The organism is Streptomyces sp. NPDC047081, assembly GCF_040643775.1.
Lineage (GTDB): Bacteria > Actinomycetota > Actinomycetes > Streptomycetales > Streptomycetaceae > Streptomyces.
The window spans coordinates 244,675-270,009 of record NZ_JBEYUY010000013.1; the positions used below are offsets into that span (position 1 = coordinate 244,675).

The following is a 25,335-nucleotide window of genomic DNA, read 5'->3' on the forward strand; positions in this document are numbered from 1 at the left end:
ACCAGCACATGCATCCCAGAAGGAGACGCAGAGCCGTACGGCGGCTGTGGACCGCCGCCGTAGCCGCCCTCGCCCTCCCGCTCACCATGCTTAGCACCGGCACAACTCCCGCGCAGGCGGCGGCACTTCAGTGCAGCGTCGACTACAAGACGAACGACTGGGGCTCCGGCTTCACCGCGGACCTGACGATCACCAACCGTGGCACCGACGTGATCGACGGCTGGACGCTGACATACAGCTACTCGGGCAACCAGAAGCTGACCAACGGCTGGAACGGGACCTGGTCCCAGTCCGGCACGGCGATCAGCGTGAAGGACGCCGGGTACAACGCGAAGATCGCGGCCGGGGCGGCCGTGTCCACCGGCGCGCAGTTCACGTACAGCGGCACGAACACCGCGCCGACCAGCTTCGCGATCAACGGCACCACCTGCGCCGGCGCCCACCAGCCGCCGGTCACCGTGCTGACCAGCCCGACGGCCGGCGCCGTCTACACCCAGGGCGACGCCGTCCCGCTCGCGGCCACCGCGGCGGCGGCCGACAACGCGACGATCAGCAAGGTCGAGTTCTACGACGACACGACCCTGCTGGGGACGGACACCAGCTCGCCGTACACGCTGTCCGCCTCTGGTTTGACCGTGGGCAGTCATTCGCTGGTGGCGAAGGCATACGACAGCCTGGGCGCGTCGGCGGACTCGACGCCGGTCGGCATCACGGTCGCCTCCGGTCCCGCGGTGGTCGCATCGCCGACCCAACTCGGCGTCCAGCAGGGCAAGACGGGCACGTACGCGGTGAAGCTGTCGACGCAGCCGAGCGCCAACGTGACCGTGACGACGGCCCGGGCGAGCGGCAACAGCGGCCTCACGGTCACCGGCGGCGCGACGCTCACCTTCACGCCGTCCAACTGGAACACCGCGCAGAACGTGACCATCACGGCGGACTCCTCCGGCACGGGTTCGGCGTCCTTCGAGTCGACGGCGACGGGCTTCACCAAGGCGGCAGTCACCGTCACCGAGCTGGCGGCCTCGAAGGCGTACGACGCCCGCTTCCTGGACCTCTACGGGAAGATCACCAACCCGGCGAACGGCTACTTCTCGCCCGAGGGCATCCCGTACCACTCGGTCGAGACGCTGATCGTCGAGGCCCCGGACCAGGGTCATGAGACCACGTCGGAGGCCTACAGCTACCTTCTGTGGCTGCAGGCGATGTACGGCAAGGTCACCGGTGACTGGTCGAAGTTCAACGGCGCCTGGGATCTCATGGAGAAGTACATGATCCCGACCCACGCCGACCAGCCCACCAACTCCTTCTACAACGCGTCGAAACCGGCGACGTACGCGCCCGAGCTGGACACCCCGAACGAGTATCCGGCGAAGCTCGACACGTCGGTCCCGGTGGGTTCGGACCCGATCGCGGGCGAGCTGAAGAGCGCGTACGGCACGGACGACGTGTACGGCATGCACTGGCTGCAGGACGTCGACAACGTCTACGGCTACGGCAACGAGCCGGGCAAGTGCGAGGCCGGGCCGACGGCGACCGGGCCGTCGTACATCAACACCTTCCAGCGCGGCGCGCAGGAATCGGTGTGGGAGACGGTGCCGCAGCCGACCTGTGACGCCTTCAAGTACGGCGGTACGAACGGGTACTTGGACCTCTTCACCGGTGACTCGTCCTACGCCAAGCAGTGGAAGTACACGGACGCCCCGGACGCCGACGCACGTGCGGTGCAGGCCGCGTACTGGGCCGACGTGTGGGCCAAGGGGCAGGGCAAGGGCAGTGACGTGTCGACCACCGTCGGCAAGGCGGCGAAGATGGGCGACTATCTGCGGTACGCCATGTACGACAAGTACTTCAAGAAGATCGGCAACTGTGTCGGGCCGTCGACCTGTGCGGCCGGGACCGGCAAGGACGCCTCGTCCTATCTGCTGTCCTGGTACTACGCGTGGGGCGGCGCGACCGACACGAGCGCGGGCTGGGCCTGGCGGATCGGGTCGAGCCATGTGCACGGCGGCTATCAAAACCCCCTCGCCGCCTACGCGTTGAGCTCGTACGCCGACCTCAAGCCCAAGTCGTCGACGGGCGCGGCGGATTGGGGTACCTCGCTCACCCGGCAGCTGGAGTTCTACCGCTGGCTGCAGTCGAACGAGGGCGCCATCGCCGGTGGTGCGACCAACAGTTGGGCGGGACGGTACGCGACTCCGCCGGCCGGCACCTCCACCTTCTACGGCATGTACTACGACCAGCAGCCCGTCTACCACGACCCGCCGTCCAACCAGTGGTTCGGGTTCCAGGCGTGGTCGATGGAGCGGGTCGCCGAGTACTACCAGCAGACGGGGAACGCGCAGGCCAAAGCGGTTCTCGACAAGTGGGTGGACTGGGCGCTGTCCAAGACCACGATCAACCCGGACGGCACGTATCTGATCCCGTCGACGCTTCAGTGGTCGGGGCAGCCCGACACCTGGAACGCGTCAAGTCCCGGTGCCAACAGCGGACTTCACGTGACGGTCGCCGACTACACGAACGACGTCGGTGTGGCGGCCGCGTTCGCGAAGACGCTGACGTACTACGGCGCGAAGTCCGGTGACACGGAGGCGAAGACGACGGCGAAGGCGCTGCTGGACGGCATGTGGAGCAACTACCAGGACGGGCTAGGTATCGCCGTCCCGGAGACCCGCGCCGACTACAACCGCTTCGACGACAGCGTGTACGTGCCGAGCGGCTGGAGCGGCAACATGCCGAACGGCGATGCGATCAACTCGTCGTCGACCTTCACCTCGCTCAGGTCCTTCTACAAGAACGACCCGGCCTGGTCGAAGATCGAGGCGTACCTCGCGGGCGGGGCGGCGCCGTCGTTCACGTACCACCGGTTCTGGGCTCAGGCGGACATCGCCTTGGCCATGGGCTCGTACGCGGAGCTTCTCGAATAGTCCCCGCCGGGCGCTCCGCGGGTTGGGCCGTGTCATTCGACTGCGGGTCCGTTGTGGCTGGTCGCGCAGTTCCTCGCGCCCCTAAAAGGGGCGCACTAGGCACCGTTCGTTTCCGCGGAACCGTCTGAAAGCTCCGCGTGCGTGGCTCCGTCACCTGACGGCGGGGCCGACAGCCGGGCGATCCCACCCGCACGGGGGTCGCCCGGCAACCTTCGCTGCTAGCGGAAAGCGCTTTCCCGCCTTCTCGCATCCCTTTCCTGGAAAGGACTCCCCCGTGCGAAGAACCCGCATCCTGACGGCAGTCCTCGCCCTCGCCGCCGGTCTCCTCGTCGGCACCCCGCCCGCACTCGCCGCAGGCGGCGCCGCCCGGACCACGCTCGCCGCCGACACGTACACCTGGAAGAACGCCCGGATCGACGGGGGTGGTTTCGTCCCCGGGATCGTCTTCAACCGTGCCGAGAAGAATCTTGCCTACGCCCGGACCGACATCGGGGGCGCCTATCGCTGGCAGGAGTCGACGAAGACCTGGACGCCCTTGCTGGACTCGGTCGGGTGGGCGGACTGGGGGAACACCGGGGTCGTCAGTCTCGCCTCCGACTCGGTCGATCCGACCAAGGTGTACGCGGCCGTCGGGACGTACACCAACAGCTGGGACCCGACGAACGGGGCCGTGCTCAGGTCCGCCGACCGGGGCGCGAGCTGGCAGAAGACCGATCTGCCCTTCAAGTTGGGCGGCAACATGCCGGGGCGTGGCATGGGTGAGCGGCTCGCCGTCGACCCGAACAAGGACAGCGTGCTGTACCTCGGCGCGCCGAGTGGGAAGGGGCTGTGGCGGTCGACGGACTCCGGGGTCACCTGGTCGCAGGTCACCAACTTCCCCAATGTCGGCAACTACGTGCAGGATCCGACCGACACGAGCGGATACGCGAGCGACAACCAGGGGATCGTCTGGGTCACCTTCGACGAGTCCAGCGGTACGTCGGGCAGCGCCACGAAGACCATCTACGTCGGGGTCGCCGACAAGGACAACGCGGTGTACCGGTCGACCGACGCGGGCGCGACCTGGACGCGGCTGGCCGGCCAGCCGACCGGATACCTCGCCCACAAAGGGGTGTTGGACGCCGAGAACGGCTACCTCTACCTCGCCTACAGCGACAAGGGCGGCCCGTACGACGGCGGCAAGGGCCGGCTGTGGCGGTATGCGACGGCGACCGGAACCTGGACGAACATCAGCCCGGTGGCGGAGGCCGACACCTACTACGGCTTCAGCGGTCTGACCGTCGACCGGCAGCACCCGGGCACGGTGATGGCGACGGCGTACAGCTCCTGGTGGCCGGACACCCAGCTCTTCCGCTCCACGGACAGCGGCGGGACCTGGACGAAGGCCTGGGACTACACGTCGTACCCCAACCGCTCGAACCGCTACACGATCGACGTGTCCTCGTCCCCGTGGTTGACCTTCGGCGCGAACCCGTCGCCGCCCGAACAGACCCCGAAACTCGGGTGGATGACGGAGTCGCTGGAGATCGATCCGTTCAACTCCGACCGGATGATGTACGGCACGGGTGCGACGCTCTACGGCACCGAGGACCTCACCAAGTGGGACAGCGGGGGCCAGTTCACCGTGAAGCCCATGGTGCAGGGTCTGGAGGAGACGGCGGTCAACGACCTGGCGTCCCCGCCGAGCGGTGCCCCGCTGCTCAGCGCCCTCGGCGACATCGGCGGCTTCCGGCACACAGACCTCGCCAAGGTCCCCTCGATGATGTTCACTTCACCGACCTTCACGACGACCACGAGCCTGGACTTCGCCGAGACCAACCCCGACACGGTGGTACGGGTGGGCAATCTGGACTCCGGGCCGCACATCGCGTTCTCGACGGACAACGGCGCCAACTGGTTCGCGGGGACGGATCCTTCGGGGGTCAGCGGCGGCGGGACGGTGGCGGCGGCGTCGGACGGCAGCCGCTTCGTGTGGAGCCCGGCCGGTGCCGGGGTGCAGTACGCGACGGGCTTCGGTTCGTCGTGGTCGGCGTCGAGCGGTGTCCCGTCCGGCGCGATCGTGGAGTCGGACCGGGTCGATCCCAAGACCTTCTACGGCTTCAAATCCGGAAAGTTCTACGTCAGTTCGGACGGCGGCGCGACCTTCACGGCGTCCGCCGCGAGCGGCCTCCCGAGCGGCGACAGCGTGCGCTTCAAGGCGCTGCCCGGGGCGAAGGGTGATGTGTGGCTTGCTGGCGGGGCCACGGACGGCGCGTACGGGCTGTGGCACTCCACCGACTCCGGGGCGACCTTCACCAAGCTCTCGAACGTCGAGCAGGCCGACACGATCGGCTTCGGCAAGGCGGCGACGGGCGCCTCCTACCAGACGCTCTACACCAGCGCGAAGATCGGCGGCGTACGCGGGATCTTCCGCTCGACCGACAAGGGGGCGACCTGGACCCGCATCAACGACGATGTCCACCAGTGGGGTTGGACGGGCGCGGCGATCACGGGTGACCCGCGGGTCTACGGCCGGGTGTATGTCTCGACGAACGGCCGGGGTGTCATCTACGGCGACACTTCCGACACGAGCGGAGGCGGTGGTGGCACGGACCCGCCGCCGACACCCACCGGCGCCTGCACGGTGACGTACAAGATCACCAGCCAGTGGTCGGGCGGCTTCCAGGCGGACGTCCAACTGTCCAACACCGGCTCAACCGCCTGGACCGGCTGGTCACTTGGCTGGACCTTCGCGGACGGCCAGAAGATCACCCAACTCTGGAACGCCGACTTCACACAGTCGGGCACGGCGGTGACCGCGAAGAACGTGAGCTGGAACGGCAATGTGGCGCCAGGCTCGTCCGTGACCTTCGGCTTCACGGGCAGCTGGTCGGGAGCGAACACCAAACCGACGGCATTCAAACTGACCGACCAGACCTGCACCACGGCCTGAACCGAAGGGTGTGCGCCCAACCGGCGCACACCCTTGCCGCACCGAATACGGTCACAAATCGATCACTTCGTTTACCCATCTCTCACTTATTCTTCACACTCCCCATTACGCGCACCCGGCGCGAAGTACCTCAGGGGGGTCCATGTCGTACATACAACCGCCTCCACCACCTCCGCCCGGTTTCGGGCCGCCGCCGCCCGTCCCGCCGGTCTCCAGGCCGGCGTGGGCGCGCAAGCGCGTGCTCCTTCCCGTCGCCGTGGTCATCCTCCTCGTCGGGATCGGCATCGGGTCGGCCGGGAACGGCGGTGACGGGGAGAAGTCCGCCGCTGAGCCGGCGCCCACCGTCACGGTCACGGCCAAGTCGGAGGCCGAGGTGGAGCCCGCGCCGACCGTGACGGTCACCAAGACCGCGACCAAGACCGCTGCGGCCAAGGCGCAGACGGAGAAGGACGCCGCCGACACCGCACCGGAGGGCAAGGCGGTGTTCAAGGTGTGGGGGTCGGCCCCTTCCGGCGTGGAGATCACCTATGGCAACGACGGCACCAACCTGCAGGGCAGCCGCCTGCCGATGACGAAGACCCTGACCGTCAAGGACGACGCCCTCTACTACCAGGTGACGGCGCAGCTCATGGGCGGCGGTGACGTCCACTGCTCCGTCACCATCGACGGGAAGACCAAGACCGGCCGGGCCCAGGGCGGCTACAACATCTGCTCCGCCCAGCTCAACAGCGACTTCACCGGAGGGTTCAGCTAGGGAGACGGGGACGCGCTCTTCGTACGAGTGCGTCCCCGCTCTGGTTCACGGCGTGTACACCGTCGGCCGCGGTGCCGTCGTCATCCCGTCGCCGATGAAGAAGCTCGGGTGCGGGGGTTGGTTGTAGGCGGTATTTTGCCAGGCCAGGGCCGTGCGGTACTGGGTGTCGTGGAGGAGGGTCGTGATCCTCGTCGTCGTTTCGTACGGCGTGGAGTAGATGCGCAGGGCCGTGTTGTCGGTCGTCGGCCAGACCACCTCCTCGCGCCAGTCGCCCAGGATGTCCCCGGAGAGGGACGGCGTCGCCTTGGTGCTGTTGTTGGAGTGGACGCCCGAGCCGGTCAGCAGGCGGGTGTCGGCGGACGTGCCGTACTTGTCGATGTGGGTGTCGTCGAGGAGCTCGCGGACCGGGTCGGCGTCCCACCAGGACAGGAAGTTGATGCCGGCAGGCTTGCGGGAGGCGACGACCGTGCCCTGCGGGTTGCGGACGCCGTCCGCGTGCGAGGACCAGGACTCGGCGCCCGCGCTGCCCGCCCAGATGTCGCCCGCGACGCCCCGGCCGTTGTCGCCGTTGGCCGGCGTCGACCAGAGGATCTGGCCCGTCTTCGCGTCCGCCATCCAGGAGGAGGGCTTGGAGGAGTCCTCGTCGACCTTGAACTCCTCCAGGCCCGCCCGGGACGGGTCGAGGTCGCCGACGTGCATGGCGTCCCCGTGGCCGTTCTTCGTGGTCCACAGCCCGTTGCCGTTGTCGTCCACGGCCATCGAGCCGTACACGATCTCGTCCTTGCCGTCCCCGTCCACGTCGGCCACCGACAGCTGGTGGTTGCCCTGACCGTCGTACCCCTTACCGGAGTTGGTCGAGGAGTTGGTGTCGAAGGTCCAGCGGCGGGTGAAGGCGCCGCCTCGCCAGTCCCAGGCCGCGATCACCGTACGGGTGTAGTAACCGCGGGCCATGACGAGGGAGGGGCGGGAGCCGTCGAGGTAGGCCGTCCCGGCGAGGAAGCGGTCTACGCGGTTGCCGTACGAGTCGCCCCAGGACGACACCGTGCCGCGCGCCGGTACGTAGTCGACGGTCTGCATCGCCTTGCCGGTCTGGCCGTTGAACATCGTCAGGTACTCGGGGCCGGACAGGACGTAGCCGCTGGAGTTGCGGTAGTCGGCCGAGGAGCTGCCGATCACGGCTCCCGCCCCGTCGACCGTGCCGTCGGCCGTCTTCATCGCGACCTCGGCCTTGCCGTCGCCGTCGTAGTCGTACACCTGGAACTGTGTGTAGTGCGCGCCGGAGCGGATGTTGCGGCCCAGGTCGATGCGCCACAGGCGGGTGCCGTCCAGCTTGATGCCGTCGATGACGGTGTCTCCGGTGTAGCCGGACTGGGAGTTGTCCTTGGCGTTCGTCGGCTGCCACTTGAGGACGAAGTCCAGCCGGCCGTCGCCGTCGAGGTCGCCGACGGAGGCGTCGTTGGCCTCGTAGGTGTAGGCGACCCCGTCGGGGGTCGTGCCGCCCGCGGGCGGGGTGATGGGCACGTCCTTGTAGCCGGTGCGGAACTGGATCGCGTGCACCGAGTCGGCCTGTTCGACTCCGCCGACGATCGCGCGGACGGTGTAGTCGGCCTGGGCGGGGGCGCCGGAGTGGAAGAAGTTCGTGGAGCCGGTGATCGGGGCCGAGTTGACCTTCGTACCGGCGCGGTAAACGTTGAAGGAGACGTCGTTCGGGTCGGTGCCGAGCCAGCGCCAGCTGACCAGGTTGCCGCTGTCGGTGTGGACGCTGACGCCCCCCCGGTCGAGCTTCTCGACCTGGCGGGCGGTGGCGGCCTCCGCTGTGCCGGTGGCGGCGAGTGCGGTGAGCCCGGCGGCGACCAGGGCCGCGGCCGAGGTCACTGCCGAGAGGAGGGCTCGGCGTCTGCGGTGCCTGTGCGGGTGCTGCACGTGACGAACCTCCAGAGAGGACGGACGGGTTCCGCCCACTCAGTCGCCGCCGTCCGCCCCCTCGTTGCCGTGCCTTTGCGCCAACTTGGCGTATCTTTTGGCCAGTTCGGCAACGGTCGCGGCGAGGCGGGAGCGCAGCTCGGGCGGCTCCAGCACCTCGATGTCCGTGCCCAGGCGCAGGAATTCGCCGTGCGCGTGATCGACGGATTCGATGGGGACGGTGGCGACCGTCCAACCATCATTGTCCGTACGGCCGTTCACCGCCCTGTCCGTACGGTCGTTCACCGCCCTCGGCAGCCGCACACCCGGCGCCAGGCGGACGACCGCCTCGCCCCGGTGGAGCCGGTCGTGGAAGTCCCGCTGGTACGCCGTCCAGTAGCCGGCCAGGTCGAAGTCGTCGGGACGAGTGAACTCCTCGTCGCAGGAGGAGAGTTCGAGGATCTGGTCGACGCGGAAGGTGCGCGGTCCGGGACCGGCGACGACATACCAGCGGCCCGCCTTCAGCACCAGACCGTACGGCTCCAACCGGCGCTCCACATCGGTGGGTTCGGCCCAGCGGCGGTACAGGACGTGCAGCACCCGGCTGTTCCACACCGCGTCGGCCACCGCCGGGAGGTACGGCGCCTCCTCGGCGTCCGCGTACCAGCCGGGCGCGTCCAGGTGGAAGCGGCCGCTGATCCGGTCGGCGTGGGCGCGCAGCTCCGGCGGCAGCGCGGCGCGGAGCTTGAGCTGTGCGGCGGCCAGCACGGAGCCGAGGCCGAGCTCGGCGGCGGGGCCGGGGGCGCCGGCCAGGAAGAGCGCCTCGGCCTCGCCGGCGGTGAGGCCGGTCAGCCGGGTGCGGTAGCCGTCCAGCAGGCGGTAGCCGCCGGCGTGGCCCGCGTCGCCGTACAGCGGGACGCCCGCCGCGCTCAGGGCCTCGACGTCCCGGTAGACCGTGCGGACCGAGACCTCCAGCTCCTCGGCGAGCTGGGCGGCGGTCATCCGGCCCCGGGTCTGGAGCAGGAGCAGGATCGAGACGAGTCGGCTGGACTTCACGCCTCCAGAATTCCAGACTCCACTGACAGAGGGTGTCAGTGAAGCCGTCCTAGCTTCGGCTCATGGCCTTCACGGAGAAACTGCTGACCGTACTGCCGCCGATCGAGGTGGCCGGCCGGCGGATCAAGCGCTACCACGTCACGGCCGACCCGTCCGGCATCGCACCGGACGTCGAGAAGGCGGCGTACGGGATCCTCCCGGAGCTGCTGCCGGAGCCGGACGGCACTCCGCCCGCGACGTTCGTCGTCGTTCACCGGGGAAACGACGACGGCGCGTACATCAACGCCTACAGCTGGGTCTGGGACAACGTCCTGCACTACGGCAACGCGGCGGCGGGCCAACCGGTGCTCGGCTGCCCGGACGCGGACCCGACCCACTTCGTCAGGCCGCGGGCCCCCTGGATCGGCTGCGTCTTCGAGCTGCCGCCGGTCCTGCACGAGCGGGACGCCTGGGTGCGGCACATGCTCGCGCCCGAAGTCCCGGACATCGAGGCCTACTTGGCCGACCCCCTGCCCGCTGGAACCACTGGAGACCGCTCATGAGCAGCCCGCACGACTTCGACTTCTTCCACGGCGAGTGGGAGGTCACGAACCACCGCCGCACCGACTTCCTCGACCCGGACAGCGACTGGGTGGAGTTCCCCGGCACGAGCCGCTGCTGGCCGCTGTTCGACGGGGCGGCGAACGTCGACGAGATCGACATGCCGTACCTGGGCGCGAAGGGCGCGACCCTGCGGCTGTTCGACCGGGAGACCCGGCAGTGGTCGCTGCACTGGGCCGCGAGCCGAACCGGCACGCTCTTCCCGCCGGTGACCGGTCGCTTCGACGGCGACCGCGGGGAGTTCCACGGCGACGACACCCACGACGGGAAGGACGTACGGGTGCGGTTCGTATGGTCGGGCATGTCGCCGGTGTCCGCCCGCTGGGAGCAGGCGTTCTCGGTCGACGGCGGGCGGAGCTGGGTCACCAACTGGACGATGGACTTCAGTCGGCCGACGGCTTCCTGAAGGCCCGCAGGGTGAACTCCGGGTCGGGGCGCGGCCGTTCCTGGTCGGGCAGGGCCGCGAGACGCTCGGCGAACCGTTCGGTCCGCGGGTCGCCGGGCGGCAGCTGGGTGAACCAGCCGCGGCGCAGGTCGGCCGCGGTGCGCCGGGGGCTGCGGCCCTGGCCCCGGCCCGGGAAGCGGGTCTGTCCGGCGGGGTACAGGCGGTGGGCGGCGGCGTACGCCTCCACCAGGGGCGCGGCGTCGGGGGCCGGGCGGCGCGGGCGGGCGGCGAGGACGGCGTCGATGTCGCTGCCCACGTCGTGCGCGGCGGCCTTGTCGACTGTGGTGACGTAGATGCCGCCGGGCCTGAGGACGCGGGCGCACTCGGCGACGACGGCCCGTACGTCCTCGGGGTCGTCGAGGAGATGCAGCAGCCAGACGCTGGTCACGGCGTCGAAGACCGCGTCCGGGAAGGGCAGCGCGCGGCTGTCGGCCAGCACGATCGCGCCGGGCAGCCGGGCTGCGGCCATCCGGGCCATGCCGTACGTCAGGTCGGCGCCCGTCACCCGGGTGGCGGGGAGCCCGGCCGTGAGCCGCCGGGTGACGATGCCGGTGCCGCAGCCCACGTCGAGGAGGCGGGCGGTGCCGGCCGGGAGGAGGCCGAGCACGGCATCGGCGGCCGCCTCGGCCCTGGGTTCGCCGCCGCGTGTGGCGTCGTACGCGGCGGCCTCCTTGTCGTAGTCGAGCACGCGCGTCAGTGTGCCCCGTGTCCCTGTGCGAGCTCCGTCACCCGCTGGGCGAGCTCGAAGTCCTTCGTGGTCAGGGCGCCGCCCGCGCTGTGGGTGTGCACGGTCAGGGCGACCGTGTTGTAGCCGAGGGCGAGGTCGGAGTGGTGGTTCAGCTCCTCCTGGACCTGGGCGATGTGCACGACCATCGCGGTCGCGGCGAAGTGCGAGCCGAGGCGGTAGGTGCGGGTGAGGCGGCCGTCGTCGACGGACCAGCCCGGCAGCTCCGCGAGCCGGTCCTCGATCTCCTTCTGCGACAGGGGTTCGACGGGCATGACCTCGCTCCTTACTGGATGTCGGGTACACCTCCAGGCTGCCACAGCGGCGCCGAGTCGGCCCAGGTCAGTACGGGCGCGGGCGGCCGCCGGGTCCCCTTCCCCCGTACTCCACGGCACGTCGGCTCCTCGGCTACCGTCGTACGTATGACCACCGCCGCGACCCCCGAACCCGCCCCCGCCCCCACCGGCCAGGGCGTCGGCCCGCTGCTGCGGGCGTGGCGGGAGCGGCGGCGGGTCAGCCAGCTGGAGTTGGCGCTGCGGGCGGACTCCTCGGCCCGGCACATCAGTTTCATCGAGACGGGCCGCTCCCGGCCGAGCGAGGAGATGGTGCTGAAGCTGGCCGAGCACCTGGACGTCCCGGTGCGCGAGCGCAACTCCCTACTCCTGGCGGCCGGTTACGCCCCGCGCTACCCGGAGACCCCGCTCGACGACCCGGCCCTGGACGCCCTGCGCGAGGGCATCGAGCGCCTGATCCAGGGCTACGAGCCCTACCCGGCGCTGGTGGTCGACGCGACGTACGACGTGGTGGCCGCGAACCGGGGCATCGCGATGCTCCTCGACGGCATCCCGGAGCACCTGCTGCAACCGCCCCTGAACGCCATGCGGTTGACCCTGCACCCGGAGGGCCTGGCTCCCCGCATCCGCAACCTGCGCGCATGGCGCGGCCATCTCCTGCACCAGATGGACCGCCAGATCGCCCTCCAACGCTCCGAGCCACTGCGGAAGTTGTACGAGGAGGTCGCCGCGTACCCCGTGCCGGAGACGGCCGTGGACGACGAACCGGCCGAACCCGCACCGCACTTCGCCCTCCCGATGCGCATCGACCACGAGGGCCGCACCCTCTCCTTCATCTCGTCCATCGCCACCTTCAACACCCCGATGGACGTGACGGTCGCCGAGCTGGCGATCGAGACCTTCCTCCCGGCCGACCCGGCGACGGTCAAGTACCTCCGGTCGCTGCTTCCCTGAGCCGTCCGGAACACGTGGCGAGCACCTCACCCTCGACCCCGTGAGACTGACAGCGGAACATGACACACTGCTTCGCGCAGACTTGGAACCCAGGGGAGGCGGGCACGTGAGTGAGCGGCGGCCCGCGCCCACCGTGGGCCAGGTGGTGCTGGGCAAGCGGTTGCAGGAGCTGCGGGAGGCCGCCGGGCTCAAGCGCGAGGAGGCCGCCCGGGTGCTGCGGGTGGCCCCGGCGACCGTACGGCGCATGGAGATGGCCGAGGTCTCGCTGAAGATCCCGTACGTCCAGGTGCTCCTGGAGACGTACGGCGTCCAGGAGGACGAGGCGGCCGCGTTCGTCGCGCTGGCCGAGGAGGCGAACCAGCCGGGCTGGTGGCAGCGCTTCCACGACGTGCTGCCGGACTGGTTCAGCCTGTACGTCAGCCTGGAGGGCGCCGCCCGCCTGGTCCGCTCGTACGAGCCGCACTTCGTGCCCGGGCTGCTCCAGACCGAGGCGTACGCGCGTGCGGTCATGGAAGCAGGAACGATCGGGCAGACCGGCCCGGACCTCATCGAACGGCATGTCTCCCTGCGGATGGCCCGGCAGTCGCTGCTGGAGCGCCCGGACCCGCCGCACCTCTGGGTGATCATGGACGAGACGGTGCTGAAGCGGCCGGTGAGCATCCGCGGCGAGGTGATGCGGGAGCAGCTGGACAAGCTGCTGGACTTCGCCGAGCGGGACCGGGTCACGCTGCAGGTCGCCGAGTTCAAGGACGGCCCGCACCCGGGGACGTACGCGCCCTTCACGCTGTTCCGCTTCGCCGAGCCGGAACTGCCCGACATGGTCTTCACCGAGTATCTGACCGGGGCGCTGTACCTCGACTCGCGCACGGAGGTCTCCGCGCATCTGGAGGTCCTCGACCACATGACGGCGCGGGCCGCGTCGGCCGCGCGCACGAAGAAGATCCTGCGGGAGTACCGCGAGGACTTCTGAGCCAGGCACCGCACTTGTCCATCTGGAGGGGAAGACACGCATGACCGGATCCGACGCCGCACCGCAGATCGACACCAGCCGGCCGCATCCCGCCCGGGTGTACGACTGGTGGCTGGGCGGCAAGGACAACTACCCGGTGGACGAGGAGCTGGCCCGGAAGATCCTCTCCCTGGACGACACCGCGGTGCGCGGTGCGCGGGCCAACCGGCGGTTCATGCAGCGGGCCGTTCGCACGGTCGCCGAGGCGGGGATCCGCCAGTTCCTGGACATCGGCACGGGCATCCCGACCGAGCCCAACCTCCACCAGGTGGCGCAGGGGGTGGCTGCGGAGTCCAGGGTGGTCTACGCCGACAACGACCCGATCGTGCTGCGGCACGCCCAGGCGCTGCTGCGCGGCACCGCCGAGGGCAGCACGGACTATGTGCACGCGGACGTGCGGGACATCGACACTCTGATGGCGCGGGCCGCCGAGTCCCTGGACTTCAGCCGGCCGGTCGCGCTGTCCCTGGTGGCGCTGACCCACTACCTGGGCGACGAGGCCGACGGCGACGACGTCCACGGCCTGGTGCAGAAGTACGTCGCGGCTCTCGCCCCGGGCAGCTATCTGATCCTGTCGCAGGTCACGCCCGACCTCAATCCGGAGGCCATCGCCAAGGCGGCGGGCGCCTTCCGCGCCAGCGGCACGCCCTTCTTCCCCCGCCCGGTCGCCGAGTTCCAGCGCTTCTTCACGGGTCTGGAGCTGCTGGGCCCCGGCGTGATCCCGGTGACCGGCTGGCGTCCGGACCCCGAGGACGTGGCGGTCCAGGCCGAGGGCGTCGTGCCGGTGTACGCGGGGGTCGCCCGCAAGGCCTGACACCACCCGTACGGCCGCCTGAACAGGTGCGTTCCCCTGCTCACCCCTAGCGTCGAGGCAAAGGGTGAGCAAGGGAGCGAGGCACGTGACCGACACGCGGATACCGCCCACCGAACCGGGAGCGGCGCTGCTGCGCGCCGGGAGGTTCTTCCGTTCCGGTACGGCGGCCCCCGACATGCACAGCATCGGGAAGGTCGGCGGGCGCGAGGCGGACGCCTTCTACCGGGACCGCTGGAGCCACGACAAGGTCGTGAACTCCACGCACGGGGTGAACTGCACGGGTTCCTGCCGCTGGAAGGTGTACGTCAAGGACGGCATCATCACCTGGGAGACCCAGCAGACCGACTATCCGAGCGTCGGCCCCGACCGCCCCGAGTACGAGCCGCGCGGCTGCCCGCGAGGGGCCGCCTTCTCCTGGTACACCTACTCCCCCACCCGCGTGCGCTACCCGTACGTCCGCGGCGTCCTGCTGGAGCTGTACCGCGAGGCCAGACAGCGGCTGTCCGACCCCGTCCTCGCCTGGGCCGACATCCAGAACGACCCGGAGCGCCGCCGCCGTTACCAGCAGGCCCGCGGCAAGGGCGGTCTGGTGCGGGCGAGTTGGGACGAAGCGGTCGAGATCGTCGCCGCAGCCCACGTCCACACCATCAAGACGTACGGCCCCGACCGCATCGCCGGTTTCTCCCCCATCCCCGCGATGTCGATGGTGTCGCACGCGGCGGGAGCGCGCTTCCACTCGCTGATCGGCGCGCCCATGCTCTCCTTCTACGACTGGTACGCCGACCTCCCCGTCGCCTCCCCGCAGGTCTTCGGCGACCAGACGGACGTGCCGGAGTCGGGCGACTGGTGGGACGCGGCCTATCTGATGATGTGGGGCTCGAACGTCCCGGTGACCCGCACTCCCGACGCCCACTGGATGGCGGAGGCCCGCTACCGCGGCCAGAAGGTGGTCGTGGTCGCCCCCGACTACGCGGACAACGCCAAGTTCGCCGACGAGTGGCTGCACCCGCACCCCGGCACGGACGGCGCACTGGCCCTCGCGATGGGGCATGTGATCCTCAAGGAGTTCTTCGTCGACCGCGAGACACCGTTCTTCGCGGACTACGTACGGCAGTTCACCGACCTGCCCTTCCTGGTCACCCTCACCGAGAAGGACGGCGCCCACGTCCCGTCGAAATTCCTGCGCACCACCGACCTCGGGCAGACCGGCGAGGGCGCCGAGTGGAAGACGGTCGTGCTGGACGGCACGAGCGGTCGCGCGGTCGTCCCGAACGGCTCTCTCGGCTTCCGCTGGACCGACTCGGGCAAGGGCCGCTGGAACCTCGAACTCGGCCCGATCGACCCGCAGTTGACCCTGTACGGCCATGAGGCGTCCGGCCCGGTCGAGGTGCTGCTGCCCCGCTTCGACACCGAGGGCGGCGAGCACGGCCAGGGACGCGGGGACGTGGTCCGGCGCGGTGTTCCGGCGACCCGGCTGGGCGGCAGGGGCGGCCCGCTGGTGACGACCGTCTTCGACCTGCTCCTCGCGCAGTACGGGGTCGCCCGCGCCGGTCTCCCGGGCAGCTGGCCCGCCTCCTACGAGGACGCGTCGGCGCCCGGCACACCGGCCTGGCAGGAGACGCACACCAGCGTCCCGGCGGCCAAGTGCGTGAAGATCGCCCGTGAGTTCGCGCGGACGGCCAAGCGGTCCAAGGGCCGCTGCATGATCCTGATGGGCGCGGGCACCAACCACTGGTTCCACTCCGAGACGATCTACCGTTCCTTCCTGGCCCTGCTCCAGCTCACCGGCTGCCAGGGCCGCAACGGCGGCGGCTGGGCGCACTACGTCGGCCAGGAGAAGTGCCGTCCGGCGACGGGGTGGGCGACGCTGGCGGCCGGCTCGGACTGGTCGCGGCCGCCGCGGCAGATGATCGGCGCCGCCTACTGGTTCCTCAACACCGACCAGTGGCGCTACGACCGGTTCACGGCCGAGGTGCTGGCCTCCCCGCTGGGCGAGGGCCGGTTCAAGGGCATGACGGGCGCGGACTGCCTTGCGCTGTCGGCCCGTTCGGGCTGGATGCCCTCGTACCCGACCTTCGACCGCAACCCGCTGGAGCTGGGTGACGCCTTCGGCGATCCGGTGGCGAAGGCGGTGGCCGAACTGCGCGCCGGGACACTGAAGTTCGCGTGCGAGGACCCGGACGCGCCGGAGAACTGGCCGCGCGTGCTGACGCTGTGGCGGGCCAACCTGCTCGGCTCCTCGGCGAAGGGCGCCGAGTACTTCACGAAGCATCTGCTGGGCACGCACTCGTCGTTGAGCGCGGAGGAGGCCTCACCCGACGAGCGGCCGCGTGACGTGACCTGGCGGGACGAGGCGCCCGAGGGCAAGCTCGACCTGCTGCTGTCCCTGGACTTCCGGCAGACCTCGTCCACGCTGCTGTCGGACGTCGTCCTGCCGGCCGCGACCTGGTACGAGAAGCACGACCTGTCGTCCACCGACATGCACCCCTACGTGCACTCCTTCACGCCCGCCGTGGACCCGCCGTGGCAGGCGCGCACCGACTTCGACACCTTCAAGGCCCTCGCCGAGCGGCTGAGCGAGCTGGCCGTCGACCATCTGGGCGTGCGCAAGGACCTGGTGGCGGCCCCGCTCCAGCACGACACCCCGGGCGAGACCGCCCAGCCGGGCGGGGTGGCCTTGGACTGGAAGCGCGGCGAGTGCGAGCCGGTGCCCGGGAAGACCATGCCGAACCTGGTGGTCGTGGAGCGGGACTACACCGCGATCGGCGCCAAGTTCACCGCACTCGGCCCGCTGGTCGAGCAACTCGGCCTGCCCGCCAAGGGAATCGCGCTCAAGCCCGACCAAGAGGTCGAACACCTACGGCAGTTGAACGGCACCGGCTACCAGGGCCGCCCCTCCCTGGACACGGCCGTGAAGGCGGCGAACACGATCCTCGCGCTGTCCGGTACGACCAACGGCCGGCTCGCTACCCAGGGCTTCCACACCCTGGAGGAGCGCACCGGGCAGGAGATGGCCCATCTGGCCGCCGAGCACGAGGGCAAGCGGATCACCTACGCCGACACCCAGGCCGCTCCCGTGCCGGTGATCACCTCGCCGGAGTGGTCGGGCAGCGAGTCGGGCGGCCGCCGCTACACCGCCTTCACGCTCAACACCGAGCACCTGAAGCCCTGGCACACCCTCACCGGCCGCCAGCACTTCTTCCTCGACCACGACTGGATCCACGAGCTGGGCGAGGCACTCCCCGTCTACCGGCCACCGCTCGACATGCACAGGCTGTTCGGCGAACCGCAGCTCGGCCCGGACGGACAGCGGGAGGTGACGGTCCGTTACCTCACCCCGCACAACAAGTGGTCCATCCACTCCGAGTACCAGGACAACCTGTTCATGCTCGCCCTCTCCCGGGGCGGCCAGAGCATCTGGATGTCCCCGCAGGACGCCGAGGCGATCGGCGTGACCGACAACGACTGGATCGAGGCGGTCAACCGCAACGGCGTGGTCGTGGCCCGCGCGGTCGTCTCGCACCGGATGCCGGCCGGCACGGTCTACATGCACCACGCCCAGGAACGCACGGTCAACGTCCCCAAGACGGAGACCACGGGCAAGCGCGGCGGCATCCACAACTCGCTCACCCGTCTGATCCTCAAACCGTCCCATCTCGTCGGCGGCTACGCCCAGTTGAGCTGGGCCTTCAACTACCTGGGCCCGACGGGCAACCAGCGCGACGAGGTGACGGTCATCCGCCGCCGCAGCCAGGAGGTCGAGTACTGATGCCCCGTGACGGAGTCACTATTGGACGCTGCATGGCTCAGATCGCGATGGTGATGAACCTCGACAAATGCATCGGGTGCCACACCTGCTCGGTGACCTGCAAGCAGGCGTGGACCAACCGGCAGGGCATGGAGTACGTCTGGTTCAACAACGTCGAGACCCGCCCGGGGCAGGGCTACCCGCGCCGCTACGAGGACCAGGAGAAGTGGCGCGGCGGCTGGGAGCTCAACAAGCGCGGCCGGCTGCAGCTCAAGGCCGGCGGCCGTCTGCACAAGCTCGCCGGGATCTTCTCCAACCCCAAACTGCCCGAGATCAAGGACTACTACGAGCCCTGGACCTACGACTACAAGAACCTCACCGACGCCCCGCTCGGCGACGACTACCCGGTCGCCCGCCCGATCTCCCAGCTCGACGGCAAGCCGATGAAGATCGAGTGGTCCTCGAACTGGGACGACAACCTCGCGGGCGCCCCCGCCTACGGCGACCTCGATCCGATGGTCGAGCGGACCCGTCAACAGGCCTCGGACAAGGTGAAGTTCGAGTTCGAGCAGACCTTCATGTTCTATCTGCCGCGCATCTGCGAGCACTGCCTCAACCCGGCCTGCGTGGCGTCCTGTCCGTCCGGCGCGATGTACAAGCGGGCCGAGGACGGCATCGTGCTGGTCGACCAGGACCACTGCCGGGGCTGGCGGATGTGCGTGACGGGATGCCCGTACAAGAAGGTGTACTTCAACCACAGCACCGGCAAGGCCGAGAAGTGCACCATGTGCTACCCGCGGGTCGAGGTCGGGCTGCCGACGGTGTGTTCGGAGACCTGCGTGGGGCGGCTGCGCTATCTCGGGGTCGTGCTGTACGACGCCGACAAGGTGACCGCGGCCGCCTCCGTGCGCGACGAAAAGGCGCTGTACGAGGCCCAGTTGGGGGTGTTCCTCGACCCGGAGGACCGTGAGGTGCAGCGGGCGGCCGAGGCGGCGGGGATCCCGTACGACTGGGTGGAGGCGGCCCGCCGCTCCCCCGTGCACGTGCTGATCAGCAAGTACAGGGTGGCGCTCCCGCTGCATCCCGAGTACCGCACCATGCCGATGGTCTGGTACATCCCGCCGCTGTCGCCGGTGGTGGACGCGCTGACGGAGACGGGCCACGACGGCGAGGACGCCGGCAACCTCTTCGGGGCGATCGACACCCTCCGCATCCCCCTGGAATACCTGGCGGAGGTCTTCACCGCCGGTGACGTGGAGCCGGTGCGGGCCTCGCTGGAGAAGCTGGCCGCGATGCGGGCCCATATGCGGGCGATCAACCTCGGCGAGGAGCCCGACGCCTCGGTGACCGACGCCGTCGGCATGAAGCCCGAGGAGATCGAGGCGATGTACCGGCTGCTGGCGATCGCCAAGTACGAGGACCGGTACGTGATTCCGACCGCGGCCGTCGGCGACGCGCGACGCCTGGAGGAGTCCGCGCTGCCGGAGGGGTGCAGCCTCGACTACGAGGGCGGGCCCGGCATGGGCGGCGACGGCCCCTTCGGCCAGGACTCGGGACGCAAGCACCTGCCGCTGGTGTCGGTGGAGAACTTCCACGGGCTGCGGAGACGGCAGACCTCCGACGACCCCGCCGACGCCGAGGAGGCCTGATGCCATCCGACACCGTGCTGTACCAGGCTGCCGCGCTCTGTCTGACCTACCCCGACGAGGACTTCCGCGCCCGGCTGCCGCTGCTGCGCGAAGCCGCCCCGCAGCTACGGGAGTTCGTCGACCACGCGGCCGTCACCCCGGCGCAGGAACTGGCCGCGCACTACGTCCAGGTCTTCGACTTCAAGAACCGGCACAGCCTCTACCTGAGTTGGTGGCGGGACGGCGACACCCGGCGGCGCGGCATGTCGCTGGTCCGCTTCAAGGACGTCTACCGGGCCGCCGGGCTGGAGTTCAGCGGCGAGGAGCTCCCCGACTTCCTGCCCGCGGTCCTGGAGTTCGCGGCCCGCACCGGGAACACGGACCTCCTCACGGAACACCGCGCCGGACTGGAGCAACTCCGGTCCCGGCTCACCGACTTCGGCACACCGTACGCGTCCGTGCTGGACGCCGTGTGCGCGGCGCTGCCGACCGCCCGTATCGGAGCCCGCCCATGACCACACTGCTCTGGGGCGTCCTGCCGTACGTCGCCTTCGCGTTGCTGATCGCCGGCCTGGTCTGGCGCTACCGCTACGACAAGTACGGCTGGACGACCCGCTCGTCCCAGGTCTACGAGTCGAGGCTCCTCAACATCGCCTCCCCCGCCTTCCACTACGGCATCCTCTTCGTGCTGGCGGGCCACGTCGTGGGCCTGTTCGTCCCGATGTCCTGGACGGACAAGATCGGGATCGGCGAGCACACGTACCACCTCTTCTCGCTGTACGGCGGCACGGCGGCGGGTGTCCTCGCGGTCGGGGGCATCCTGCTGCTGGTGTACCGGCGCCGCACGAAGGCGCCGGTCTTCCGCGCGACCACGCTCAACGACAAGCTGATGTACCTCGTCCTGCTGGCCGCGATCGCGATGGGCATGCTCGCCAAGCTGACCCACGCCTCCGGCGACGGCTACAACTACCGTGAGTCCATCGCCCCTTGGGCCCGCAGCCTCTTCACACTCCAGCCGAAGACGGACCTGATGGAGGGCGTCCCGGTCCTCTACCGGATCCACGCGGTGATCGGCATGGCCCTGATCGCCCTGGTCCCGTACACCCGCCTGGTCCACATGTTCAGCGCGCCGGTGCAGTACCTGTTCCGCCCGTACGTGGTGTACCGCAGCCGCGACCCCAAGCAGCTGGGGCCGCGGCCGGAGCGGCGGGGCTGGGAGAAGACCGGGGCCTAGGCGGCGCCGCCCTTCGCGTCCCGGTCCTCGTCGACGATCTCCGCGTCGACCACGCCTTCCTCGTCCTGCGGTGAGGTGTGCTGTTCGGTGCCGGTGCCGGTGTCTGCCGTGGGCTGCTCGGCCTGCGCGTACATCGCCTGGCCCATCTTCTGGCTGACGGTGGCGAGCTTCTCGACGCCGGTGCGGAGTTCGTTCGTGTCGGCGTTCTGCTCCAGGAGGGTCTTCACCTCCGAGGCCGCCGCCTCCACCTCCGTCCTGGTGTCCGCCGGCACCCGGTCCTCGTTGTCGCGGATGAACTTCTCGGTCTGGTAGACGAGTTGCTCGGCCTGGTTGCGGGTCTCGGCGGCCTCCCGCCGCTTGCGGTCCTCCTCGGCGTACTGCTCGGCCTCCCGCATCATGCGGTCGATGTCGTCCTTGGGCAGCGCGGACCCGCCCGTCACCGTCATCTTCTGCTCGCGGCCGGTCGCGAGGTCCTTCGCCGACACGTGCATGATCCCGTTCGCGTCGATGTCGAAGGCCACCTCGATCTGCGGCACCCCGCGCGGGGCCGGCGGCAGACCGGTCAGGTCGAAGACGCCCAACTTCTTGTTGTACGCGGCGATTTCACGCTCGCCCTGATACACCTGGATGCCCACGGAAGGCTGGTTGTCCGTCGCCGTCGTGAAGATCTCCGAACGCCGGGTCGGGATCGTCGTGTTGCGTTCGATCAGCTTCGTCATGATGCCGCCCTTGGTCTCGATCCCCAGGGACAGCGGGGTGACGTCCAGGAGCAGGACGTCCTTCACGTCGCCGCGGATCACGCCCGCCTGGAGGGCCGCGCCGACGGCCACGACCTCGTCCGGGTTGACGCCCTTGTGCGGGTCCTTGCCGGTGAGCTCCTTGACCAGATCGGTGACGGCCGGCATCCGCGTCGAGCCGCCCACGAGGATCACGTGGTCAACCGCCGAGAGCTTGATGCCGGCGTCCTTGACCGCCTGGTGGAAGGGGGTCTTGCAGCGGTCGAGGAGATCCGCGGTGAGCTCCTGGAACTGGGCCCGGGTCATCTTCTCGTCGAGGTGCAGCGGCCCCTCGGCGGACGCGGTGATGTAGGGCAGGTTGATCGTCGTCTCCGAGGACGACGACAGCTCGATCTTGGCCTTCTCGGCACCCTCGCGCAGCCGCTGCAGGGCCATCTTGTCCTTGCCGAGGTCGATGCCGTACTGCCCCTGGAACTTCTTCACCAGGAACTCGACGATCCGCTGGTCCCAGTCGTCGCCGCCGAGATGCGTGTCGCCGTTGGTGGCCTTGACCTCGATTACCCCGTCACCGATCTCCAGCAGGGACACGTCGAAGGTGCCGCCGCCGAGGTCGAAGACCAGCACGGTCTGCTCCTCGCCGCGGTCCAGGCCGTAGGCGAGCGCGGCGGCCGTGGGCTCGTTGATGATCCTGAGCACCTTCAGGCCGGCGATCTCCCCGGCCTCCTTGGTCGCCTGCCGCTGTGAGTCGTCGAAGTACGCCGGTACGGTGATCACCGCGTCCGTGACGTCCTCGCCGAGGTAGGACTCGGCGTCCCGCTTCAGCTTCTGCAGCACCCGCGCGGACAGCTCCTGTGCCCGGAACCGGGTGCCGTCGATGTCGCCCTGGTCCGGGAAACGCCAGCTCGCGTCGCCCATGTGCCGCTTGACCGAGCGGGCCGTCCGCTCCACGTTGGTCACGGCCTGCCGCTTGGCGACCTCGCCGACCAGCACCTCCCCGTTCTTGGCGAAGGCCACGACCGACGGTGTGGTCCTGGCCCCCTCCGCATTGGCGACGACGGTGGGTTCGCCGCCCTCCAGCACGGCGACCACCGAGTTCGTGGTCCCGAGATCGATCCCGACCGCACGTGCCATCTCCGTCCCCTTCCGCCAGGGCACCGCTCGAAATCCAGCACAAAACTTGAGCGGGCTCTTGTCAATGGGACGGGTACCCAGCAAGCGGCCGCTGAGCCCGCGCCCCCTCAGGGGCGCGGGGCTCTATCGATATGCGGCTCCGCCGCGGGGCGCGACCAGCCACGACGGCGCCGCAGCCGACAAGCGGCCGATCTCGGTTCACCCCAGCGGAGCGCTACGCCAGCTTGGCCGAGAGGGTGATCGTCGTGCCGGTCAGGGCCTGGCTGACCGGGCAGTTCTTCTTGGCGTCCTCCGCCGCGGCGACGAACGTCTCGTTGTCGATGCCGGGGACCGTGCCCTCGACGGTGAGGTGGATGCCGGTGATGCCCTCACCCGGCTGGAAATTCACGTCGGCCGAGGTGACGAGCTTGGTGGGCGGGGTGCCGGCGCCGTTCAGGGCGTGCGACAGGGCCATGGAGAAGCAGCTGGAGTGCGCCGCGGCGATCAGCTCCTCGGGGCTGGTCTTGCCGTTCGCGTCCTGGGACCGCGAGGCCCAGGTGACCGGCTGCGCCGCGATGGCACCGGAGGAGTCGAAGTTGACGACACCGCTGCCCTCGATCAGGTTGCCTTCCCAGACGGTGTGTGCGGAGCGCGTGGTTGCCACGGTGATTCCTTCCGAATGCTGGAGGTTTCTTAGGCTCCCATCCGATCACATTCCCGCTCATCGCACCCGGAAGACCGGCCCACGCGCGGTGAAGGGCAGCCCGGCCCCCTCCGGGATCAGATACGCGTGCTCACGGCGGACCCGCAGCACGTCGCACCAGCCGTCGGTGATCACGAGGACGGGCGCGCCCGGCGGGAAGTCGTCCGCACGGTGGAGGAGGTCGACCCCGGGCTGCAGGACCGTGCCGCCGCGCCCGTGCACCCGTACCCGCCCGGCGATCTCGGTGACCGGCACGTACCCGGCGTCGTGCGGTGCCGCGTCGCAGAAGACCACGCGGGCGGCCGGTACGTCGCGTGCCTCGGCGTAGGAGGCGATGGCGCCCAGCGCCTTGCCGAGCAGGGTGTGGCCCATGGAACCGGAGGTGTCCAGGACGACGCCGAAGGTGCAGCGGGCGATCTCCTCCGGCGGGAAATAGCGGCCGGCGCGCGGGATGTCCGGGGTGGACGACTGGCGGCGCGAGGGACGCGCGTACGTCCGTACCGGCTGCGGGCTGGGCACGAACTCGTCGAACCAGCGGGCCAGTTGGGCGTCCCAGGGCAGCGGCGGGTGGCTGAGCGCGCGGATCTCCTCGACCAGGCCGCCCGGCAGGAAGCCGCGCTCCTGCCCCTGGTGCAGCTCCAGGCCCTGGCACAGGCCCCGCCGGTAGAACTCGTCGAGGTCGACGTAGTCGCCGGGCGGCCCCAGCGGGAAGCCGAGCACGTCGCCGACGCCCTTGCCGCGCAGGGTGGCCAGCCGGCGCATCCGGCGCAGGTCGCCGGCGATGCGGTCGTAGACCTCCTCGGAGGAGAGACCGGTCAGAGCCGGATCGTGCAGGAGGCCCTCCGGCATGGTGCCGACCTGCATCTCGTTCAGCCAGCCGTTGATGACGTAGTCGCAGGCGATGTTGAAGAGGTAGGGGTCGCGGGTGCCGCAGCGGTCGCCGTGGCGCAGGGCGGCGTGCAGCATCTCGTGGGCGAGGATGAACCGCCATTCCTCGTCGTCGAATCGGCGCAGCGGGTTGATGTAGATCTCGCCGGCCTCGGCGTTCACCGCGGCCACGGAGATGCCGTGCGCGCGGGCCAGTTCGGCGTCGGCGACGAGCGTGATGCCGGCCGCGATGCCGCCGAGCAGCGGGTAGGAGGAGATGAACCAGCTCAGCGCCTTCTGCCAGGGCCGCTGCGGGGCGAGTTCACCGCTGAGCGAGTCCCGTCGCCCACCCGCCTTGTCCATCGCCGCGGACACGGTCCGGGTCAGCGCGGCGGCGAACGCCAGCTGGTGGTCCGGGGGTCCGCCGTACCACCCCTTCCAGCGCAGGAGCCGCTGGTCGGGTTCCCCGCCCGCCGTACCGCAGTGCTCGTAGACGGGCGGGAGGCCGTCCCGCCGCCAGCGCGCGGCGAGTTGCTCCTCGTCGCCGTCGGGATAGGAGGCGGGGAGGTGCTCGGGGGTCTCGCCGATGGTGAAGTTGAGCAGGAAGCGGTTGACGACGACGCAGCGTGCGGCGAGGTCGAAGCGGTCCGGCTGGGTGCGCTCGCCCTTCGCCGCCGGGACGTGCCCGAAGCCCAGGTGCAGGACGGCGTGCGCCAACGCCCAGGCCCAGGCGGCGGGTTCGGCAAGGCGGCTGGGGTGGACGTGCAGGTCGGCGTCGGAGTCGACGACCACGAGTCCGTCGCGCGGCGCGTACTCGCACTCCTCGTGCCGGCAGACGGAGAACTCCACCGCCGCGAGGGCCGGGTTGGCCTTCACCAGCCGCATCCCCTCGGCGAACGCC

General features: G+C 69.9%; 19 protein-coding genes. 12 read left to right on the top strand and 7 right to left on the bottom strand.

Features of this window, described 5'->3' with window-relative positions; all coding sequences use genetic code 11:
* The first annotated feature begins 8 nt into the window (after positions 1-8).
* The 3 genes from ABZ848_RS25740 to ABZ848_RS25750 all read left to right on the top strand — a co-directional run bounded on the left by ABZ848_RS25740 (position 9) and on the right by ABZ848_RS25750 (position 6,610).
* Positions 9-2,924, top strand: coding sequence for a glycoside hydrolase family 48 protein (locus tag ABZ848_RS25740; RefSeq protein WP_360835597.1), 2,916 nt, complete (start codon positions 9-11; stop codon positions 2,922-2,924).
* Between the two features lie 274 nt (positions 2,925-3,198).
* Positions 3,199-5,856 carry a cellulose binding domain-containing protein gene (locus tag ABZ848_RS25745; RefSeq protein ID WP_360835599.1) on the top strand — a complete coding sequence of 886 codons (2,658 nt, stop codon included), beginning with the start codon at positions 3,199-3,201 and terminating at the stop codon, positions 5,854-5,856.
* Positions 5,857-5,998: 142 nt separating this feature from the next.
* Positions 5,999-6,610: a hypothetical protein gene (locus ABZ848_RS25750; protein ID WP_360835601.1), complete on the top strand. Its 612-nt coding sequence runs from the start codon at positions 5,999-6,001 to the stop codon at positions 6,608-6,610.
* Between the two features lie 45 nt (positions 6,611-6,655).
* Here the strand turns inward: ABZ848_RS25750 and ABZ848_RS25755 are convergent, their stop codons facing one another.
* Both ABZ848_RS25755 and ABZ848_RS25760 read right to left on the bottom strand, forming a co-directional pair.
* Positions 6,656-8,533: a rhamnogalacturonan lyase gene (locus tag ABZ848_RS25755; RefSeq protein ID WP_360835603.1), complete on the bottom strand. Its 1,878-nt coding sequence runs from the start codon at positions 8,531-8,533 to the stop codon at positions 6,656-6,658.
* Between the two features lie 39 nt (positions 8,534-8,572).
* Positions 8,573-9,568 carry a YafY family protein gene (locus ABZ848_RS25760; protein ID WP_360835605.1) on the bottom strand — a complete coding sequence of 332 codons (996 nt, stop codon included), beginning with the start codon at positions 9,566-9,568 and terminating at the stop codon, positions 8,573-8,575.
* A 62-nt stretch (positions 9,569-9,630) separates the two neighbouring features.
* Between ABZ848_RS25760 and ABZ848_RS25765 the strand changes: the two genes are divergently transcribed.
* Entirely contained in the window at positions 9,631-10,110 is a 480-nt protein-coding gene (locus ABZ848_RS25765) for a hypothetical protein (RefSeq protein WP_360835607.1), read from the top strand.
* A complete protein-coding gene (locus ABZ848_RS25770) occupies positions 10,107-10,574 on the top strand; it encodes a hypothetical protein (RefSeq protein ID WP_360835609.1) in 468 nt (155 codons plus the stop codon). Before ABZ848_RS25765 ends, ABZ848_RS25770 begins: the two co-directional genes overlap by 4 nt.
* Here the strand turns inward: ABZ848_RS25770 and ABZ848_RS25775 are convergent.
* Positions 10,552-11,301 carry a class I SAM-dependent methyltransferase gene (locus ABZ848_RS25775; RefSeq protein WP_360835611.1) on the bottom strand — a complete coding sequence of 250 codons (750 nt, stop codon included), beginning with the start codon at positions 11,299-11,301 and terminating at the stop codon, positions 10,552-10,554. The genes ABZ848_RS25770 and ABZ848_RS25775 overlap by 23 nt on opposite strands.
* A 5-nt stretch (positions 11,302-11,306) precedes the next feature.
* Positions 11,307-11,612, bottom strand: a complete 306-nt coding sequence (locus ABZ848_RS25780) for a 4a-hydroxytetrahydrobiopterin dehydratase (protein WP_360835613.1) — start codon at positions 11,610-11,612, stop codon at positions 11,307-11,309.
* Between the two features lie 147 nt (positions 11,613-11,759).
* Between ABZ848_RS25780 and ABZ848_RS25785 the strand changes: the two genes are divergently transcribed.
* From ABZ848_RS25785 to narI, 7 genes are all read left to right on the top strand, one after another.
* Positions 11,760-12,584, top strand: coding sequence for a helix-turn-helix transcriptional regulator (locus tag ABZ848_RS25785; RefSeq protein WP_360835615.1), 825 nt, complete (start codon positions 11,760-11,762; stop codon positions 12,582-12,584).
* A gap of 106 nt (positions 12,585-12,690) precedes the next feature.
* Positions 12,691-13,554 (top strand): helix-turn-helix transcriptional regulator, encoded by an 864-nt coding sequence (locus ABZ848_RS25790; protein ID WP_360835617.1) that lies wholly within the window; start codon positions 12,691-12,693, stop codon positions 13,552-13,554.
* A gap of 40 nt (positions 13,555-13,594) precedes the next feature.
* Positions 13,595-14,407, top strand: a complete 813-nt coding sequence (locus ABZ848_RS25795; RefSeq protein ID WP_360835619.1) for an SAM-dependent methyltransferase — start codon at positions 13,595-13,597, stop codon at positions 14,405-14,407.
* 85 nt (positions 14,408-14,492) lie between these two features.
* Positions 14,493-18,176, top strand: coding sequence for a nitrate reductase subunit alpha (locus tag ABZ848_RS25800; RefSeq protein ID WP_360835621.1), 3,684 nt, complete (start codon positions 14,493-14,495; stop codon positions 18,174-18,176).
* 32 nt (positions 18,177-18,208) lie between these two features.
* Positions 18,209-19,804: a nitrate reductase subunit beta gene (gene narH, locus ABZ848_RS25805; RefSeq protein WP_360835623.1), complete on the top strand. Its 1,596-nt coding sequence runs from the start codon at positions 18,209-18,211 to the stop codon at positions 19,802-19,804.
* On the top strand, positions 19,804-20,298 hold the full coding sequence (gene narJ / locus ABZ848_RS25810; protein ID WP_360835625.1) for a nitrate reductase molybdenum cofactor assembly chaperone: 495 nt from the start codon (positions 19,804-19,806) through the stop codon (positions 20,296-20,298). The genes narH and narJ overlap by 1 nt, the downstream gene beginning before the upstream one ends.
* Positions 20,295-21,017, top strand: coding sequence for a respiratory nitrate reductase subunit gamma (narI, locus tag ABZ848_RS25815; RefSeq protein WP_360835627.1), 723 nt, complete (start codon positions 20,295-20,297; stop codon positions 21,015-21,017). Before narJ ends, narI begins: the two co-directional genes overlap by 4 nt.
* On the opposite strand, the gene dnaK is transcribed toward narI, so the two are convergent.
* From dnaK to ABZ848_RS25830, 3 genes are all read right to left on the bottom strand, one after another.
* Positions 21,014-22,885, bottom strand: a complete 1,872-nt coding sequence (gene dnaK / locus ABZ848_RS25820) for a molecular chaperone DnaK (RefSeq protein ID WP_360835629.1) — start codon at positions 22,883-22,885, stop codon at positions 21,014-21,016. The genes narI and dnaK overlap by 4 nt on opposite strands.
* Positions 22,886-23,099: 214 nt before the next feature.
* Complete coding sequence (locus tag ABZ848_RS25825; protein ID WP_360835631.1) at positions 23,100-23,528, bottom strand: OsmC family protein; 429 nt, start codon at positions 23,526-23,528, stop codon at positions 23,100-23,102.
* A 57-nt stretch (positions 23,529-23,585) separates the two neighbouring features.
* The gene (locus tag ABZ848_RS25830) at positions 23,586-25,319 is read right to left on the bottom strand and encodes a hypothetical protein (protein WP_360835667.1); all 1,734 of its coding nucleotides are present in this window, start codon (positions 25,317-25,319) and stop codon (positions 23,586-23,588) included.
* Between the last annotated feature and the right edge of the window lie 16 nt (positions 25,320-25,335).

Excerpts from the sequence above, each read along its gene's own strand:
- ABZ848_RS25750 (WP_360835601.1), top strand. The coding sequence starts at position 5,999 with ATGTCGTACATACAACCGCCTCCACCACCTCCGCCCGGTTTCGGGCCG.
- ABZ848_RS25740 (WP_360835597.1), top strand. The coding sequence starts at position 9 with ATGCATCCCAGAAGGAGACGCAGAGCCGTACGGCGGCTGTGGACCGCC.
- dnaK (WP_360835629.1), bottom strand. The coding sequence starts at position 22,885 with ATGGCACGTGCGGTCGGGATCGATCTCGGGACCACGAACTCGGTGGTC.
- ABZ848_RS25830 (WP_360835667.1), bottom strand. The coding sequence starts at position 25,319 with ATGCGGCTGGTGAAGGCCAACCCGGCCCTCGCGGCGGTGGAGTTCTCC.
- narH (WP_360835623.1), top strand. The coding sequence starts at position 18,209 with ATGGCTCAGATCGCGATGGTGATGAACCTCGACAAATGCATCGGGTGC.
- ABZ848_RS25785 (WP_360835615.1), top strand. The coding sequence starts at position 11,760 with ATGACCACCGCCGCGACCCCCGAACCCGCCCCCGCCCCCACCGGCCAG.
- ABZ848_RS25780 (WP_360835613.1), bottom strand. The coding sequence starts at position 11,612 with ATGCCCGTCGAACCCCTGTCGCAGAAGGAGATCGAGGACCGGCTCGCG.
- narJ (WP_360835625.1), top strand. The coding sequence starts at position 19,804 with ATGCCATCCGACACCGTGCTGTACCAGGCTGCCGCGCTCTGTCTGACC.
- ABZ848_RS25765 (WP_360835607.1), top strand. The coding sequence starts at position 9,631 with ATGGCCTTCACGGAGAAACTGCTGACCGTACTGCCGCCGATCGAGGTG.
- narI (WP_360835627.1), top strand. The coding sequence starts at position 20,295 with ATGACCACACTGCTCTGGGGCGTCCTGCCGTACGTCGCCTTCGCGTTG.
- ABZ848_RS25795 (WP_360835619.1), top strand. The coding sequence starts at position 13,595 with ATGACCGGATCCGACGCCGCACCGCAGATCGACACCAGCCGGCCGCAT.
- ABZ848_RS25770 (WP_360835609.1), top strand. The coding sequence starts at position 10,107 with ATGAGCAGCCCGCACGACTTCGACTTCTTCCACGGCGAGTGGGAGGTC.